Origin of the sequence: Streptomyces sp. NPDC008163 (assembly GCF_042956885.1) — a bacterium.
Classification (GTDB): domain Bacteria; phylum Actinomycetota; class Actinomycetes; order Streptomycetales; family Streptomycetaceae; genus Streptomyces; species Streptomyces drozdowiczii_A.
In genome coordinates, this window is the sequence record NZ_JBIBHG010000014.1 from 84,236 (window position 1) to 100,361 (window position 16,126).

Sequence of the window (16,126 nt, forward strand, 5' to 3'; positions counted from 1 at the left end):
TCAGTCGGCCGCCGGACGGCGACGGCGCACGCTGCGGAAGGCGACGGCGACGGCCGCGACGGCGGCCAGTCCGAGGCCGATCACCTCGTGGGTGGTGCCGGGTCCGTCCTGATCGGCGGTCTCGCTCGCGAGTACGGCGGTGCCTCCGCCGCCCGCGTGGACCGGGGCGATGGGCACGGGGCGCTCGCGGTGCACGACGGTGAGGGTCGCGGTCACCCGGGTGCGCTTGTCGCAGATCGCCTGGACGTCGTAGTCGCCGGGCTCGGCGTCCGCGCGGACGCGGGCCTCGGCGTACAGCGTGCGGTCGCCGCCGGACGAGAACCGCGCCTCGGAGACGAAGGCGTCGGAGTTCGCCTTGGCTTCCTCGGCCTTGCAGCCGGTCAGCTCCAGCTCGACCTCGCTGCCCGGGGCGGCGGACGAGGGCGAGACCGACAGGGCGGCGCGGGACCGGGAGTCCTCGTGGCCGGAGCCGGATTCGGCCAGTGCCGAGGGGATCGGCACCAGGGTCGCCGCGGCCAGTGCGGCGGCACAGAACGTGAGCGGTATGGAACGCATCGTGAACCTCCTGATGGAAGGTTCACGCCTGCGGGCGCGTTCCGCATCCGCAGCGCGGGGGCGCTGGGCCGGTGGAGTGGGCCGCGCTCCCCCGCGCCGGGCGGTGTCAGCCCAGGTCGACGAGGTCGACCAGGTCCGCGATCGAGTCCACGACGGTGGACGGCCGGAACGGGTACTTGTCGATGTCGGCGACCGTGGTCAGCCCGGTGAGCACCAGGAAGGTCTGCATGCCCGCCTCCAGACCGGCCAGCACGTCGGTGTCCATGCGGTCGCCGATCATGGCGCTGGACTCGGAGTGCGCGCCGATCGCGTTCAGCCCGGTCCGCATCATCAGCGGGTTCGGCTTGCCCGCGAAGTACGGGGCCTTGCCGGTCGCCTTGGTGATCAGGGCGGCGACGGAGCCGGTCGCGGGCAGCGGGCCCTCGGCGGACGGGCCGGTCTCGTCCGGGTTGGTGCAGATGAACCGGGCGCCGGCGTTGATCAGCCGGATCGCCTTGGTGAGCGCCTCGAAGGAGTACGTACGCGTCTCGCCGAGCACCACGTAGTCCGGGTCGTGGTCGGTGAGGACGTACCCGATGTCGTGCAGCGCGGTGGTGAGCCCGGCCTCGCCGATGACGTACGCCGTGCCGCCGGGGCGCTGGTCGTCCAGGAACTGGGCGGTGGCGAGCGCGGAGGTCCAGATGTTCTCCACGGGCACGTCCAGGCCCATGCGGTTCAGCCGGGCGTGCAGGTCGCGGGCGGTGTAGATCGAGTTGTTGGTCAGGACCAGGAAGGGCAGCCCCGAGTCACGCAGCCGCTTGATGAAGGCGTCGGCGCCGGGGATCGGGGTGCCCTCGTGGATGAGGACCCCGTCCATGTCGGTCAGCCAGGACGAGATCGGCTTGCGCTCTGCCATGTGGGACTCCAGTTGCCGTACGCCAGGTGCGGGGACGCCGGCGGCACCGCGTTGTGCAGCGCCGACGCCCCCGAGTTTAGGCCGACTGTTCGACGTGGAGGTACTGGCTGACCACCTGTTGATCAGCGCTCGGCGCGGCGGGTCCGGCGGCCGGCGAGCACCATCGCGCCGCCGCCGATCAGGAATCCGGAGACGGTGAGGGCGGGCAGGGCCACGGGGACGGAGATGCCGGTGGCGGCGAGCTGCGGGACCCCCGCCGGGTCGGTGCCCGGTGGCACGGGGCGCCGGGTGGTGCCGGTCGTGCCCGGGTCCGCGTATCCCTCGTCGCCCTTGCCCTTCACCGTGCCGCTCCCCTCGTCCTCGTCCTCGCCGGTGCCGCCCACGTTCTCCCGGGCCGTTCCGTCCGCGCTCTCGCGGTCGCCGTCCGTCTCGCCGGTGCCGGTCGTGTCCTCGTCGGGCTCCTGCTCGACCACCGAGAACGGGTAGTCCCCGGACTCGCCGACCCACTCGCCGTCGCCGCCCGTGCCGCTCCCGCCGCCCCGGCGCTGGACGATCGCGGCGTTGGCCGTGATCCGGCCCGGGCTCGTGTCGGAGGTGAAGGCCAGCCGGACCTGGACGGTGACGGTACGTCCGGCGGGCACCGTGAATCCGGGAAAGGCGTCATCGCCCCTGCCGCCGAAGACGCCGATGTGCTCGTCCCGGTCGGTCGTCTCCCAGGTCACGCGGTGCTCGACCCCGGGGTGGGCGCGCTCCGAGAACTGGAGCTGGATCTGGTCCGAGGTCAGCGCCCGTTCCTCGTCGGTGAGGACGAGCACGGGGTGGATCGCCCGGCAGGACTCGGTGGTCGTGTTCGTCAGGTCCAGGAACCAGGTGCCGTAGCCGCCGCCGGACGCGTAGGTGTCCGGTCCGCCGTGGATCCGGGTGTCGATGGGGAAGTCGTCCGAAGCGGGGTTGGAGCAGGCGGGCTGCTGGTCGGCGGTGGCCGATCCGGGCGCGCCCGCCCGGATCGGCCCGCCGGCCGTCCCGGCGACCGCACTGCGCTGCGGGGCGGCGGACGCGGTCGCCCCGCCGAGGACCACGGGCATCACACTGGCGGCGGCAAGCCCGAGCGCGAGCCCGTGCCGGGTGCGCCCGGTCCCGGGGGTTTCGGTGGTCTCGCCGGGCTCGGCGGATTCGGGGGGCATGGCAGGGCAGCCTCCACTTCGTACGGCAAGGGCCGGCCGGGACGGGGCGCCGCGCACGGCACGGCTCCGGGCCCTCGGGGTGGCCGAGGCTGCCACGCGCGCGCGAGCGCCCGACGCAGGCGTGCCGGGGGGTCGCCCGGACAGCGGCGGGATTCGACCCGCCCGGCCCAGGTCTCAGGGGCCGTCCGACTCCCCGACCCGGCCGAACAACCGGCCCAGCACCAATTGCGCCGCGCCCTCCGCGACCGGGCGGTCGCCCTCGCGGTGGGCGGTGACCGGGACCGGGGTGCCCCGCACCCCCTCGCGGCGGGAGCGTTCGTCGAGGACGGCGCGCACGCCGCGTACGTACGTGTCGGGGTCGGCGGCGACCGTGCGGCCGCCCAGGACGACGCGGTCGATGTCGAGGAGCCCGACGAGGTTCGCGGCGCCGGTCCCGAGCACCCGCGCCGCCTCGGCCGCGTCGCCCCGGCGGGCGGCGGCGAGGCACAGCGCCTCCAGGCAGCCGCGGCCGCCGCAGCCGCAGCGGAGGCCGTCCAGCTGCACGGTCTGGTGCCCGAACTCGCCCGCCCCCGTCCGCTCCCCCCGGTGCACCGCGCCGCCGAGGACGAGCCCCGCGCCGAGGCCGGTGCCGAGGTGGAGGTAGGCGAAGTCGGCGGGGCCGTCCGCGCCGAGGGCGAGGCCGAGGGCGGCGGCGTTGGTGTCCTTGTCAAGGACCACGGGCAGCCCGGTCCGGCCGGCGAGCGCCGCGCGCAGCGGATAGCCGTCCCACTGCGGGAACCCCGTGACGCGGTGCAGCACCCCGCCCCGGTGGTCCAGCGGCCCCGGGGCCGCGACGCCCACCCCGAGCACCGGCAGCGCCCCGTCCCCCCGCACGGCGGCGACCGCCCCCGCGGCGGCGCTCAGCACCTCGTCCGCCGGGGCCCCGAAGTCCAGCGGAGCCGTGAGGCTTCCGGCCACGACGCCCGCGAGGTCCACGAGCACCACGGTCAGCCCGTCGCGGTCCAGGTGCAGCCCCACCGCGTGCCCCGCCTCGGGGACGAGCCGCAGCACGGTCCGGGGCTTGCCGCCCGTGGAAGCGCGGCGGCCCGCCTCGGCGGCCAGGCCCTCGGCGCGCAGCCGGGCGGTGATCTTGCTGACGGCCTGCGGGGTGAGCCCGGTGCGCTCGGCGAGTTCGAGCCTGCTGATGCCGCCCTCGCCGGCCACCCGCAGCAGGTCGAGGACGAGGGCCGCGTTGTGGCTGCGCAGGGCGGGAAGGTTCGCGCCGGTGGTGCTCCTGTTCACGGACCCATTGTGGCCCGCGCTTGCACTTTGGCAACAGCGTTGCCAAAGTGGAGGCATGACCTCCCACACCTCCGGCACCCCCTTGCGCGTCGGACTCGTCGGCTTCGGCCTGGCGGGGTCCGTCTTCCACGCCCCGCTGATCACGGCCAGCGAAGGCCTGGCTCTCGACACGGTCGTCACCCGCGACGAGCAGCGCCGCGCCGAGGCCCGTGCCGCCTGCCCCGGCGTACGGTTCGCGGATTCCCCCGACGAGCTGTGGCAGCGGGCGGACGAGCTGGACCTGATCGTCATCGCGTCCCCGAACAAGACCCACGTACCGCTCGCGCGGGCGGCGCTGGAGGCCGGGCTTCCGGTGGTCGTGGACAAGCCGGTCGCGGGCACGGCGGCCGAGGCCCGGGAGCTCGCGGCGCTCGCCGAGGAGCGCGGGCTGCTGCTCTCGGTCTTCCAGAACCGGCGCTGGGACAACGACTTCCTCACCCTGCGCGCGCTCCTCGCGGAGGGCGCCCTGGGCGAGGTCCAGCGCTTCGAGTCGCGTTACGAGCGGTGGCGCCCGCAGCTGAAGGGCGGCTGGCGCGAGTCCGGCGACCCGCGCGAGATCGGCGGGCTGCTCTACGACCTGGGCAGCCACGTCGTCGACCAGGCGCTGACCCTGTTCGGCCCGGCCGCCCAGGTGTACGCGGAGTCGGACCTGCGGCGCCCGGGCGCGGCGGCCGACGACGACACGTTCGTGGCGGTCACCCATACCTCGGGCGTCCGCTCGCACCTGTACGTGAGCGCCACGACGGCCCAGCTCGGCCCGCGCTTCCGGGTGCTCGGATCACAGGCGGGCTTCGTGAAGTACGGCCTCGACCCCCAGGAGGCCGCCCTGCGCGAGGGCGCCCGCCCGGCTCCGGGCGAGCCGTGGGGCGAGGAGGGCGAGGAGCTGTGGGGCCGGCTCGGCGCGGGCGAGTCCCCGCTCACGGGCGGCGGCACCCCGGTCCGTACGCTGCCGGGCGACTATCCGGCGTACTACGCGGCGGTCAACGACGCGCTGCGCGGGACGGGCGACAATCCGGTGACCGCGCTTCAGGCCGCCGAAACCCTTGACGTCCTGGAGGCGGCCCGCCGCTCGGCCCGCGAGGGGGTCACCGTCACCCTGCGGCCCCTCGGCGCCTCCGCCCACGTCACCGAGGAGCAGCCCGCATGAACCCCACCGCTCCGACCATCTCCGAGCTGATCGCCCAGGAGCGCCGGCTCACCCTGCCGCACTTCGGCTACGACGACGCCTACGCGCTCGGCGGGCTGCTGGTCTCGCTGGCCCGGGAGCGGCACGCCCCGGTCGCTATCGACATCCGGCGCGGGGCGCAGCAGCTGTTCCACGCGGCGCTGCCCGGTTCGAGCGCGGACAACGACGCGTGGATCGACCGCAAGCGCCGGGTCGTCGAGCGGTACGGCGAGAGCTCGTACCTGGTGGGGACGCGGTTCCGGGCCAAGGGGACGACGTTCGACGAGGCGTCCCGGCTGGACCCGGACGTGTACGCGGCGCACGGCGGCTCGTTCCCGATCGCGGTCGAGGGCGCGGGTGTCATCGGCTCGGTGACGGTCTCGGGGCTGCCGCAGGCGGAGGACCACGCGCTGGTGGTGGAGGCGCTGGAGCAGTTCGTGTCGCGGATCGACGGCTGACATACGGCGGAGGGGTGGGGTCCGTACGCGACGGCCCCCACCCCTCCGATGTATCGGGGCGCCTCTACGCGTCCTTCAGCTCCTGCCGCTGCCGGCCGAGGCCGTCGATCTCCAGCTCCACGACATCACCGGCCCGCAGATACGGCTTGGGCTCGGGCTGCCCCATGGCGACGCCGGCCGGGGTGCCGGTGTTGATGACGTCGCCCGGGTAGAGCGTCATGAACCGGCTCAGATAGCGGACGACCTCGCCGACCGGGAAGATCTGGTCGGCGGTGGTGCCGTCCTGCTTCAGCTCGCCGTTGACCCAGAGCTTCAGCGGGAGGGCCTGCGGGTCGGCCACCTCGTCGGCGGTGACCAGCCAGGGGCCCAGCGGGTTGAACGTCTCGCAGTTCTTGCCCTTGTCCCAGGTGCCGCCGCGCTCGATCTGGAACTCGCGCTCGGAGACGTCGTGCGCGACCGCGTAGCCGGCGACGTGGGCGAGCCCTTCCTCCGCCGTCTCCAGGTAGCGCGCGGTGCGTCCGACGACGACGGCGAGCTCGACCTCCCAGTCGGTCTTCACGCTCCCGCGCGGCACGAGCACGGGGTCCTCGGGCCCGACGACGGTGTCGGGGGCCTTGAAGAACAGGATCGGCTCGTCCGGGATCTGCGCCCCGGTCTCCGTGGCGTGGTCGTGGTAGTTCAGCCCGATGCACACGATCTTGCCGATGCGGGCGAGCGGCGGGCCCACCCGCAGCCCCTCGGCGTCGAGCGCCGGCAGCCCGCCGGGCGCGGCCGCGGCGGCGCGCACCCGGGCGAGCGCGTCCTCGTCGGCGAGCAGGGCGCTGTCGATGTCGGGGACGACGCCCGACAGGTCACGCAGGGTTCCGTCCTCGTCCAGCAGCGCCGGTCGTTCCGCGCCCGCCGTACCCACACGAAGCAGCTTCAAGAGTCGTTCTCCTCGGTCGGGATCAGGCCCGTCGGATGGGTGGCGGCCATCGCAGGCTTGTCCGATCCTCCAAGACGTCCGATCACTCCGCAAGACCCTGTTCACAACCTGGACCGGGCCGCCCGGTGCGGCCGTTACGCGGCCGTGGCGACCGCGGCCCCCGGCGCGGGCATGTCGCGGTACAGGAAGGCCCGCTCGATCGCGGTCCAGGTCGTGCTGGTGACCACGTACAGCGCGGCGGCCAACGGCACGAAGGCGACGGTGAAGAGGGTGAAGAAGGACATCAGCGGCATGAGCTGGTTCATCGCCCCCATGCCGGGCACCGGCTGCCCGTCCGGGCCGGCGGGCGGAGTGACCGGGTTGGCCGCCATCTGACGCTTCGTACGCCCGTAGTTGAAGGTGGCGACCGCGGCCACGATCGCGAAGAGCCCCAGGTAGACCAGGCCCTGCGCGCCGAAGAGCCCGCCGTGCGACAGGGCGTCGCGCCAGCGCTCGCCGAGGGGGGCGTCGAAGAGCTGGTGGCCGAGGAGCGAGTTGGCCTTGTCGCCGATCCTCTGGCTGGAGAAGAGGTGGTAGAGCAGGAAGAACGCCGGCATCTGGAGCAGGCTCGGCAGGCAGCCGGAGAACGGCGAGACCTTCTCCTCGCGGTGCAGCTCCATGAGCGCCTTCTGCATCCGCTCGCGGTCCTTGCCGTGCTTCTTGCGCAGCTCGGCGATCTGCGGCTGGAGCCGGCGCTGCGCCTTCTGCCCGCGTGCGGCGGCCCGCGAGAGCGGGTGCACGGCGAGCCGGACGAGCGCGGTGAACAGGACGATCGCGGCGGCGGTGGAGGCGTTCTGGAAGAGCGGGTGGAGCAGGTCGGCGAAGGCGCCGACCAGGCCGGCGAAAGCGGACATGAAGGCGGACATGGGTGAGCCCTCCGGGGTCTCGTCATGCGGGAAGCGAGGAGAACGTGCTTCGGCGTGACGGGTCCGCGTGAGGCTGGTGTGTCCCTACGCGGCCGTCGGGAGGGCGCGGCCCGGCGCTCGGGGACGGCGGCGCCCCTGGGCGTCCGGGTCCCGTTGCGGAAGGAACGCGGTGCGCTTCTCGCGGTCGCGCATGGCGGTGCGCACCCGGGTGCGGGGCACCGGGGCGGCGCAGCGGGCGCTGATGACCGAGCAGGCGACGAGCGCGGTGCCGGCGGCCGCCGTGGCGGCGAGCGCGACGGCGGCGGAGAGGCTTCCGCCCTCGGCGAGGAGGACCTCGGTGAGCAGGAAGAGGAGCAGCCCCGCGGGGCGCAGGACGCGGGAGAGACCGTCGCGTACGCGGCTCATGACGCCGGTGTCCATGGGCGGTGCCTCCCTTCCGTATCCGCTCCTGTCGGTCCATCCGTTATACACGACCGACCGAGGGGGTCAACGTACGTTGACAGCCATCCGTTCCGCCTCCACATCGTCCCGGGCCAGCACCTCGTCGTCCGGCCGCTCGTCGCGTTCGCGCGGACCGGCGTACGTCACCGCGAGCGCGACGGCCAGGTTGGCGGCGAGGGCGACGATGCCCGCGTTCACGCCCCACACCGGATCGTGTTCCGTGAAGACGAACGCGCACACCACGCCGACCCCGACGACGAGCCCGGACAGCGCCCCGAGCAGCGTCAGCCGCCGCCACATCAGCCCCAGCAGCACCATGGGGAGCAGCTGCGCCATTCCCTCGTACGAGATGAGCGAGAGGCGTACGAGGGTGTTGGGGGCGGTGTACGTGAGGAGCAGCGCCAGGGAGCCCGCGACCACGACGACCAGTTGCGCGGCGCCCTTCTGCCGGTGCTCCCAGCGGGGCACGAGCGAGAGCACGCTGCGGCCCCACATCGTGCCGATGACCAGCATGAACACGGCCATGGGCACGATCGAGGAGAGCGCGGCGGCGACCCCGATGACGCCGACGGACCAGGCGGGGAGCGAGTCCGTGACGAGCTTGAAGAGGGCGAGGTTGGACTCGGCGCCGACGAGCCCCGGCACGACGAACAGCGCCGCCATGCCGAGCAGCATGGGGACGAAGAGGAGGACGTTGTAGGCGGGCAGCCACATCGCGTTGCGGCGGAGTACGTCCGCGTTCTTCGCGCCGAGGTAGCCGGCGACGGTGGTCGGGAAGATCACGACGGTGAGCGAGTTCAGGAACGAGGTGGTGACGAACCACGCCTGCCCGAGGCCGCTGTCCCCGTGGCCGGGGAAGGTCAGCCACTCGCTCTTCTCGGTGACGAGCCGGTCGAGGAAGGGCCCGTAGCCGTCGAAGTAGTGCACGGGCACGTAGATCGCGAGGAAGCCGAGCGTCACGATGACCAGCAGGTCCTTCAGCACGGACACCCAGGCACTGCCGCGCAGCCCGCTGACCACGACGAAGCCGGTGGTGACGGCGAAGGCGATGAAGTACGCCCAGTTCAGGCTGATGGTGCCGTACGAGATCGTGGAGACGACGACGCCCATGCCGGTGATCTGGAGCTGGATGTACGGCAGCAGGAACACGGTCGCCAGGACGGCGACGAGCGCGCCGAGCCAGGGCCGCCCGAAGCGGTGCGCCACCATGTCGGTGATCCCGACGAGACCGTGCTTGCGCGCGTACGCCCACAGCATGGGCCCGACGACGTAGCCGACGGCGTACCCACAGGACATGTACGCGACGACGTAGAGGACGGGCGCCCCGTAGTTGTAGCCCCAGCCGGCGGCGCCGAGGTAGCTGAAGCTGGTGTAGCCCTCGCCGGCCATCAGCACCCAGATGAAGACCGTGCCGAGGCTGCGCCCGCCCACCGACCACTCGGCGAGCCCGCCCCCGCCGCGTCTGCCGCGCACGGCGAGCAGCCCCAGGGCGACGGTGGCGACCATGAAGACCCCGAAGACGGAGGTCGCGACGGCGGCTTTCACCGGCGGTCACCCCGCCGGGTCAGCCATACGGCGACGGGGGTCAGGAGGGTCGCCCCGAGCAGCCAGAAGAAGAGGAACGGCAGCCCGAGAACGACGGGCCGGACCCGGTTCACGAACGGCAGCACCCCGAGGTAGAGCACGTAGGGGACCAGCAACCACAACAACTGCGGACGTCGTCTGAGCACGTGGAGACACGTTAGAGGGTCGGCGGCGTGCGCAGGGCCTTGCCCGGGGAGTAGCCCCCGCCGCTCCCCCGCACAGCAGTACGGTGTGAGGCATGCGCCCCGAGACTCCTGCCGACCACATCTCCGAAGCCGAGCGCCTGCTCCGCACCGCGGCGCAGTACCCCGAGGACCACGAGCCGCTGCTCCTCCAGGCCGCGGCCCACCTGGAACTCGGCGGCGACCGCGCCCGCGCCACGACGCTCTACGACGACCTGCTCGGCGACTCCCGCACCGAGCACCCGCAGCTGGTGCGGGCGCTGAGCGCCGCGAACCTGTGGGAGTACGGCCACGAGGCGGAGGCCCGCGCGCTGATCGACGGCGTCCGCGTGGCGGCCCCGCAGGAGGCGGCCCCGTGGGAGATCGCGGCGGAGACGCTGGAGGCCCACGACGAGCTGGAGGCGGCCCACGACCTCTTCTCCACGGCCCTGCGACTGCTGATCGCGCCGGGCGAGGAGGTCCCGTACCAGACCCAGTCACTGCTGACCGGCCGGCACCGGGTGCGCCGCCTGATGGGCGTCGCGCACGACGCCTGGGACGAGCTGGCGGACACCCTGCACACGGCGGCGGTCCCGCTGGACGAGCTCCACGACCCGAAGCGGCTGTGGTCGCTCGGCTCGTCGGACCCGGGCGAGCTGCGCGCCGAGATCACCCGCCTGCGCGCCGAACTGGGCACGTACCGGACGGCGTTGTCGCGCCCGTTCCCGGTGGCGGTGCTGCACTGGCCGGCCGCCGAGTTCCGCGAACTCCTCACGGCGTATCCGAGCCTGGGCAGCGAGTACGCCTCCCACCCGGACCACCTGGCCCGCCTGGAGGCGGCGCTGCGCGACCTCCAGGCGGCGGGCACCCCGAACCTCGGCATCGTCCGCGGCACGGTCCCCTCCTACGAAGCCTTCGCCGCCTCCGAATCCGCGTCCCCGGCGGACCCGGACCTCCTCCCCCAGTACGCGACGACCCTGGCCGCACGGGGCCGCGCGGTGCCGTGGCCCCCGGCGAAGAGCGCGGAGTGCTGGTGCGGGTCGGGGGAGTCGTACCGGGGGTGCCACGGGGGGCGGGTGTAGGGGCTGAGGGGGGCTGCCCGAGCGACGAATTAGGGATGCCGGGGCGCGCCCCGGCTCCGTACTCTTCGCCCATGCCCGAACTCCAGCGCCTGCGCCCCGACCACGCCCCGGCCGTCCTCGCGTTCGAGAAGGCCAACCGCGCGTTCTTCGCGGCGTCGGTCCCGGACCGGGGCGACGCGTTCTTCGCCGACTACGCCCCTCGCCACGAGGCCCTGCTGGCCGAACAGGCCGCGGGGATCTGCCACTTCCACGTCCTGGTGGAGTCGGGCGAGATCCTGGGCCGCTTCAACCTGATGGACGCCACCGCCGGCACGGCCGAACTCGGCTTCCGCCTGGCGGAAAAGGCCACGGGCAAGGGCCTGGCGACCACCACGGTGCACCAGCTCTTCGACGTGTGCCGCACCCGGTACGCCCTGGCGACGCTCACGGCACGGGCAGCGGTACGGAACGCGGCGTCACGGGGGGTGCTGAGCCGGACGGGGTTCGTGGAGACGGGTGAGGCGGTGGCGTTGAACGGGGAGGCGGGGGTGGCGTTCGTTCGGGCGCTCGGCTAAACCTCCTGCACGCGAGCCACCCAGCGACTGCGGTGCTGCCGCACGCAGTCGGGGTCTATGTCGTGCCCGGGCAGCACATGCAGATCGCCCAACACCTTCTTGCTGAAGGCGTCGATGACCTTGAGGTCATCGGTGATGAGCCGCATGCCGTTGTCGAAGAGGACGTGACAGTTCGGACAGAGGCAGAGGATGTTGCTGCTCACGTCCTTGCCGTTGTGCGGCCGGCCCAGCGCGTGGATGTGTGCACCCTCGCTGTATCGTCCGCCCTCTGCGTCCACGACCAGGGGAATGCGGCACATCTGGCAGACACTCTTGTAAATGTTCTTAACGGCCCGAGCCTCAGCGGTGTTCCGCACGCGCCGCTGAACACTGACGTACTTCGCAGCGGCCTTCTCAAGCGGCGTGACTGGTCGAATCTCTGCGGCGCCTTGGCTCTCCGCCGGCTCCCAGGGCTCCACGGCCGTCGACTTAGCCAAACGAAACTGCCACATAAGAAAGCCACGGTCGGTGCGGACACTCCAGTAATCCTCAACGAGGTAGAGCCCGCGGTACTTGTAGCCCTCGGTCGCCTTGCGCCGCTTGATACCCAAGCCGTGTACGTATCGGATGGGCAGGCCCTCCCGATAGTTGACCAGCATTCCTTCGTTGACCTTGGTCAACTCCTGGTCTGCCGTGATGTGCCCGTCCTTGTCGGGCGATCCGCCTTGCGCGGTGTAAATGATGACGTCGCCGTGATCCTCGTCGGCAGCGTAGCCACCACTGGCCACGATCGAGTCCACGCCCTGGTATGACGTTCCGGAGATTCCCTGCCCTCGAAACCGATGCACGCCGGCAGCGTAAAGGTCATCGTGTGTACGGAACCGTGCCCCCTCCAACACATTCGGAGGGGGGCCAAAATAGATGGGCTTCGAGTTCGAGGGTGCCATGCGATCATTCTGTCAATGGCGGATGCCTTCGATCAATAGCTTTGCTGATCAGCGTCGACGTCACGAGCCTTCCCGACCGGCGGCTCCCCCGTGGTCCACACCGCCCGCACCGCCATCCCGCTGAACCGCCACCCCCGCTCCGTCCGCCGGAGCCGGCCCTCGTACACGCCGCCCACCGTGAAGAGCGGGTTGGCCCCCGCGCCCCGGGCCCGGAGGGTTGTGTCGCGGTGCACGTGGGTCATGTGGGCGTTCCACCTGACGTCGGCCGTGCGGGCGTCCGGGGCGGTGTGGACGAGGATGTCCGAGGAGATGTGGAGCGTGGCGGCGAAGCGGCCGACCGCCTCTTGCGCGAGGCGGATCGCTTCGGCGCCGTCGGCCTCGCCGACGGGGGTCGTCACGTGGAGGTCGTCGGTGAAGTAGGCGTCGGCCCAGCCCTCTTCGAAGTGGCGGTCGTCCAGCGCGCGGAAGAGGCCGCTGATGAGGGCGGCGATCTCCGCGTGGTCCTGGGGGTCCGGGGTGGTGTTCATCTGGTCCATGACCCGATCGTGCGACCTCAATCGGGCTTGAGGTCAAGCGACTTCGTCCGGGCGGTACGCTCACGCCACGCACCGCCCGCTCGCATCCGAGGGAGCCCCTTGGTGACCCGACCCCTTCTCTTCCTGGACGTCGACGGACCGCTGAACCCGTACGCCGCCAAGCCCGAACGGCGCCCCGTCGGCTACACCACCATCCGCGTCCCCCGGGACGGTCTCGCCGCCACGGAGCACGGCCTGCTCCGCTCCTCCGCGCCGCCGTTGCGGGTGTGGCTCAATCCCGCGCACGGCGAGGCCCTGTCGGCGCTCGGGTACGAGCTGTGCTGGGCCACCACCTGGATGAACGACGCGAACACCTGGATCGGGCCCGTTCTCGGGCTGCCGGAGCTGCCGTTCGTGGACTTCGGCGGCGGGCTGTTCCGGGAGCGCCCCGACGGTGTGCACTGGAAGTGCGAGGCGTTGATCGCGTACGCGGGCGGCCGGCCCTTCGCCTGGGTGGACGACGAGCAGAGCGACGCCGACCACGCCCACGTGAGCGCCCACCACCCGGGGCCGGCGCTCCTCCACCACGTGGATCCGCGCATCGGGCTGCGGGACGCCGACTTCGCCGCCCTGGCCGCCTTCGCCGCGTCCGCCGCCGGGCGCGGTCCCGCTTCCTCTTGAGCGCCGCACCAGCGACAATGCCTATGACAGTCGAGGGGTCGCGATCCGTGGCCCCTCCGGCGCAGTGGGGGAATCATGGTTCTGGTCATCGGTGTCGTCGTCGGTCTCGTCGTGGTCCTCGCCGCCATCCTCGTAGCGCTCCGCAAGCGCGGCGGATCCGGCGAGCGCGGCGCCTGGGAGCGTGGGGCGGCCGGGCAGGGGCAGGCGCAGGGCTTGGCGCACGGCCACGCGCAGAGCCAGAACATGGGGCCGTACGGCGGCTGAGCGCGGGCTAGCGGTTCACCGACACGACGAGGTACGCGAGCACGAAGACCGCCGCCAGGCACGCCACGGCGGCCACGACCGCGACGCAGCCGAGGGCGGTCACCGTGCCGCTGATCGCCGTCCAGCCGATCCGGGTCGCACGCCGCGCCCGCAGGACGGCGTCGTCGTAGGCGCTGTCGTCGTCCCAGTCGCTCTCGGCCACGCTTCCCCCGCCCCCGTGCGCCGCTCCCGGCGGCCAGGCCACTCGCCGCCACCCACCGCGCAGTCCGACCATATGCCTTCCGCACCGGTCGTCGGTCACGCCCCCGCGCCATACCCGGAGTCGGCGGAGACACCCTGCTCGCGGCGCTCCGCAACGCGGACCGGTCGCGTCACTGCCCCAGGGACGCGGCCAGCCGCTGCAGTGACCTCCGAGCGGGCGGCCCCCACGTCGGCTTCCCGTTGGGCAGCCCCCGGTCCCCGTCGTCCGCGATGAGCAGACCGCTCAGCGCGCGCAGGACCGCCCAGCCACGGGCGCGGCGAAGAGTCGCCACGTCCGGGGCCGGCCGATAGGCGGCGTGGAAGCGGTCGGCGGCGTTGTCCGGGAGCAGGATCCAGGCGGCGGCGAGGTCGCAGGCCGGGTCACCCGCGAAGAGGTCACCGAAGTCGATGACCCCACAGAACGTGCCGTCGGCAGTCAACACATTGGCGGGATGCAGATCGCCGTGGAGCCACAACGCGGGCCCGTCCCAGTCGGGGGCGGCGACGGCGTCCGCCCAGACGCGGCGAAGCGGCTCCGGATCGACGGGCAACCCCCGCTCGGCGACGGCCAGGAGCGCCCACTCGAAGTGCTGCCCGTAGGGCCCCAGGGGGCCGCCCCTCCTCCGCCCGGCGGGCGCCCCGTCCGGGGCGGGCCGGTGCAGAGCGCCGAGGAACCGGGCCAGCACGTCGGCCGCGTCCTCGGCGCGCGTGGCCGGAACCCGGTCAGCGGGCTCCCCGGCCACCCAGGTGGTGACCAGCCAGGGCCGCGGGAACCGCTCGGACGGCGCTCCGAGCCGCTGCGGCACGGGCACGGGCAGCGGAAGCCCCGGGGCAAGCCCGGGCACCCACGCGTGCTCCTTGAGCAACAGCTCATCGGCGGACTCGGTCGCCCACGGCAACCGCACGGCAAGTTCGTCCCCCAGCCGCCACAACTGGTTGTCCCAGCCGCGCGCGGCGAGGCCGAGGGGGAGGTCGGCAAGGTCGGGGTGCTGGTCGCGGAGCAGGGCGCGGATGAGACCGGGGGTCAGCTCGGCGGGGGCTCGGAGGTCGGTCATGCGAGGGGAGCGTAGCCGGGTGGGGGCGGGGCGGAGGCGGGCTCGGGTGGAGCGGCACCTGATGGTCGGTGTCCCCACGGAGGCGTGGGGGGGCCGCGCACGTCCCCGGCCCCCCGCGCCTCCGCGCATCGGGCGGCCCGCCTGGACGCGGACTACTGCGGCTGGCGTAGAACGGCAGCCGCTTCGCATGCGGGATCACCTTCCGGGCACCGGGCGCATACCTGACGTAACGGTTTCGGTTTGGGGAGGCTGCTGTGATGACGAATGTGAAGACCCGGGGGACCAGGGCGGCTGCGTACGGGGTGGCGGGGCTGCTGGCCGTTGCCGCGCTTGCCGGGTGCGGGTCGGACGACAAGGACGACGCGGCGAAGGACACGAAGCCCTCCGGGGCGGGCAGGACGGCCGACTCGTCGCCCTCGCAGGTCGTACAGGCGACCAACAAGAAGACCACCGAGGCCGGTTCCGCGCGCGTGAAGATCACGACCTCGGTCAGTGCCGGGGAGCAGAGCCAGACAGTCACCGGATCCGGTGTCATGGACTTCGAGGACGGGGAGAGCAAGCTGACCATGGAGCAGTCGGGTGAGCGGCTGGAGCAGCGGGTCGTGGACAAGATGATCTACCAGAAGCCGCCGAAGGGTGAGGGCGGCCTGCCGGGCGGCAAGAGCTGGATGAAGATCGACATGGAGAAACTGCGGACCTCCGGGGCCGCCGGAAGCAGCCAGGTGAGCGATCCGACCGATTCCTTCGCCTACTCCAAGTCGCTGTCCGAGAAGGACGTCAAGAAGGTCGGTACGGAGAGCCTGGGCGGTGTCGAGACGACCCACTACAAGGTCGGCCTGGACATCGACAAGCTGGCCAAGGGGGACGCCGCGCAAGCCAAGAAGCTGCGCGAACAGCTCGGCGAGACCGTGCCGGTGGACCTGTGGGTCGACGGCAAGGGGCTGATGCGCCGCCAGCAGATCGAGATCGCCGCGCAGCCGGCCGGGGGCGCGAAGGACTCCGGTTCGGCGAACCGGGGCAAGGCGAAGGTCGTCATGGACTTCAGCGACTTCGGAACCGACGTCGACGTCGACGCGCCCGCCGCCGGGGACACCGTCGATGTCACGGACAAGGTCGTCAAGCAGGCGGGCCGGCAGTCCTGACCGACGTGCCGCCCCGTGGAAGGGGCCCCACCGCGCTCGGGCGCGGTGGGGCCCCTTCCACGAACCGGGCGTCC

20 protein-coding genes are annotated in these 16,126 nt (G+C 72.7%); 7 read left to right on the forward strand and 13 right to left on the reverse strand.

Translation table 11 applies throughout. The features are described 5' to 3' along the window. The 4 genes from ACFZAT_RS27765 to ACFZAT_RS27780 form a co-directional block, all read right to left on the reverse strand. Positions 1-555: a hypothetical protein gene (locus tag ACFZAT_RS27765; protein ID WP_391268288.1), complete on the reverse strand. Its 555-nt coding sequence runs from the start codon at positions 553-555 to the stop codon at positions 1-3. 106 nt (positions 556-661) lie between these two features. Then, positions 662-1,450: an HAD-IIA family hydrolase gene (locus ACFZAT_RS27770; RefSeq protein ID WP_018518008.1), complete on the reverse strand. Its 789-nt coding sequence runs from the start codon at positions 1,448-1,450 to the stop codon at positions 662-664. 122 nt (positions 1,451-1,572) lie between these two features. Next, positions 1,573-2,634, reverse strand: a complete 1,062-nt coding sequence (locus tag ACFZAT_RS27775; protein ID WP_391268289.1) for a hypothetical protein — start codon at positions 2,632-2,634, stop codon at positions 1,573-1,575. A gap of 174 nt (positions 2,635-2,808) precedes the next feature. Next, positions 2,809-3,972, reverse strand: coding sequence for an ROK family protein (locus ACFZAT_RS27780; protein WP_391268290.1), 1,164 nt, complete (start codon positions 3,970-3,972; stop codon positions 2,809-2,811). Between ACFZAT_RS27780 and ACFZAT_RS27785 the strand changes: the two genes are divergently transcribed. Both ACFZAT_RS27785 and ACFZAT_RS27790 read left to right on the forward strand, forming a co-directional pair. Beyond that, positions 3,971-5,101 (forward strand): Gfo/Idh/MocA family oxidoreductase, encoded by a 1,131-nt coding sequence (locus ACFZAT_RS27785; protein WP_391268291.1) that lies wholly within the window; start codon positions 3,971-3,973, stop codon positions 5,099-5,101. The two genes, ACFZAT_RS27780 and ACFZAT_RS27785, sit on opposite strands and share 2 nt — an antisense overlap. Next, the gene (locus tag ACFZAT_RS27790; protein ID WP_391268292.1) at positions 5,098-5,577 is read left to right on the forward strand and encodes a heme-degrading domain-containing protein; all 480 of its coding nucleotides are present in this window, start codon (positions 5,098-5,100) and stop codon (positions 5,575-5,577) included. The genes ACFZAT_RS27785 and ACFZAT_RS27790 overlap by 4 nt, the downstream gene beginning before the upstream one ends. A gap of 64 nt (positions 5,578-5,641) precedes the next feature. Here the strand turns inward: ACFZAT_RS27790 and ACFZAT_RS27795 are convergent, their stop codons facing one another. From ACFZAT_RS27795 to ACFZAT_RS27815, 5 genes are all read right to left on the reverse strand, one after another. Then, positions 5,642-6,502, reverse strand: a complete 861-nt coding sequence (locus ACFZAT_RS27795) for a fumarylacetoacetate hydrolase family protein (protein ID WP_391268293.1) — start codon at positions 6,500-6,502, stop codon at positions 5,642-5,644. Positions 6,503-6,636: 134 nt separating this feature from the next. Further along, the gene (locus ACFZAT_RS27800) at positions 6,637-7,407 is read right to left on the reverse strand and encodes a membrane protein insertase YidC (protein WP_391268294.1); all 771 of its coding nucleotides are present in this window, start codon (positions 7,405-7,407) and stop codon (positions 6,637-6,639) included. 84 nt (positions 7,408-7,491) lie between these two features. Then, on the reverse strand, positions 7,492-7,827 hold the full coding sequence (locus ACFZAT_RS27805) for a DUF6412 domain-containing protein (protein WP_391268295.1): 336 nt from the start codon (positions 7,825-7,827) through the stop codon (positions 7,492-7,494). Positions 7,828-7,893: 66 nt separating this feature from the next. After that, positions 7,894-9,393: a sodium:solute symporter gene (locus tag ACFZAT_RS27810; RefSeq protein ID WP_391268296.1), complete on the reverse strand. Its 1,500-nt coding sequence runs from the start codon at positions 9,391-9,393 to the stop codon at positions 7,894-7,896. Further along, complete coding sequence (locus tag ACFZAT_RS27815; RefSeq protein ID WP_073965037.1) at positions 9,390-9,548, reverse strand: DUF3311 domain-containing protein; 159 nt, start codon at positions 9,546-9,548, stop codon at positions 9,390-9,392. The genes ACFZAT_RS27810 and ACFZAT_RS27815 overlap by 4 nt, the downstream gene beginning before the upstream one ends. Positions 9,549-9,670: 122 nt before the next feature. On the opposite strand from ACFZAT_RS27815, the gene ACFZAT_RS27820 reads away from it, so the two are divergent. Continuing rightward, positions 9,671-10,675, forward strand: coding sequence for a hypothetical protein (locus tag ACFZAT_RS27820; RefSeq protein ID WP_391268297.1), 1,005 nt, complete (start codon positions 9,671-9,673; stop codon positions 10,673-10,675). A 71-nt stretch (positions 10,676-10,746) separates the two neighbouring features. Continuing rightward, positions 10,747-11,229 carry a GNAT family N-acetyltransferase gene (locus ACFZAT_RS27825; protein ID WP_391268298.1) on the forward strand — a complete coding sequence of 161 codons (483 nt, stop codon included), beginning with the start codon at positions 10,747-10,749 and terminating at the stop codon, positions 11,227-11,229. On the opposite strand, the gene ACFZAT_RS27830 is transcribed toward ACFZAT_RS27825, so the two are convergent. Both ACFZAT_RS27830 and ACFZAT_RS27835 read right to left on the reverse strand, forming a co-directional pair. After that, positions 11,226-12,155 (reverse strand): YDG/SRA domain-containing protein, encoded by a 930-nt coding sequence (locus ACFZAT_RS27830; RefSeq protein WP_391268299.1) that lies wholly within the window; start codon positions 12,153-12,155, stop codon positions 11,226-11,228. The two genes, ACFZAT_RS27825 and ACFZAT_RS27830, sit on opposite strands and share 4 nt — an antisense overlap. Positions 12,156-12,187: 32 nt before the next feature. After that, positions 12,188-12,691, reverse strand: coding sequence for a nuclear transport factor 2 family protein (locus tag ACFZAT_RS27835; protein WP_391268300.1), 504 nt, complete (start codon positions 12,689-12,691; stop codon positions 12,188-12,190). 102 nt (positions 12,692-12,793) lie between these two features. Between ACFZAT_RS27835 and ACFZAT_RS27840 the strand changes: the two genes are divergently transcribed. Together ACFZAT_RS27840 and ACFZAT_RS27845 are read left to right on the forward strand one after the other, a co-directional pair. Continuing rightward, positions 12,794-13,351 (forward strand): hypothetical protein, encoded by a 558-nt coding sequence (locus ACFZAT_RS27840; RefSeq protein WP_391268301.1) that lies wholly within the window; start codon positions 12,794-12,796, stop codon positions 13,349-13,351. Between the two features lie 75 nt (positions 13,352-13,426). Further along, positions 13,427-13,615 (forward strand): hypothetical protein, encoded by a 189-nt coding sequence (locus ACFZAT_RS27845; RefSeq protein WP_391268302.1) that lies wholly within the window; start codon positions 13,427-13,429, stop codon positions 13,613-13,615. Positions 13,616-13,622: 7 nt separating this feature from the next. On the opposite strand, the gene ACFZAT_RS27850 is transcribed toward ACFZAT_RS27845, so the two are convergent. After that, complete coding sequence (locus ACFZAT_RS27850; RefSeq protein ID WP_391268303.1) at positions 13,623-13,817, reverse strand: hypothetical protein; 195 nt, start codon at positions 13,815-13,817, stop codon at positions 13,623-13,625. A 169-nt stretch (positions 13,818-13,986) separates the two neighbouring features. Further along, a complete protein-coding gene (locus tag ACFZAT_RS27855; protein WP_391268304.1) occupies positions 13,987-14,910 on the reverse strand; it encodes a phosphotransferase in 924 nt (307 codons plus the stop codon). A gap of 257 nt (positions 14,911-15,167) precedes the next feature. Here ACFZAT_RS27855 and ACFZAT_RS27860 point away from each other — a divergent pair, with 257 nt between their 5' ends. Then, complete coding sequence (locus ACFZAT_RS27860) at positions 15,168-16,052, forward strand: hypothetical protein (protein WP_391268305.1); 885 nt, start codon at positions 15,168-15,170, stop codon at positions 16,050-16,052. Positions 16,053-16,126 lie beyond the last annotated feature (74 nt).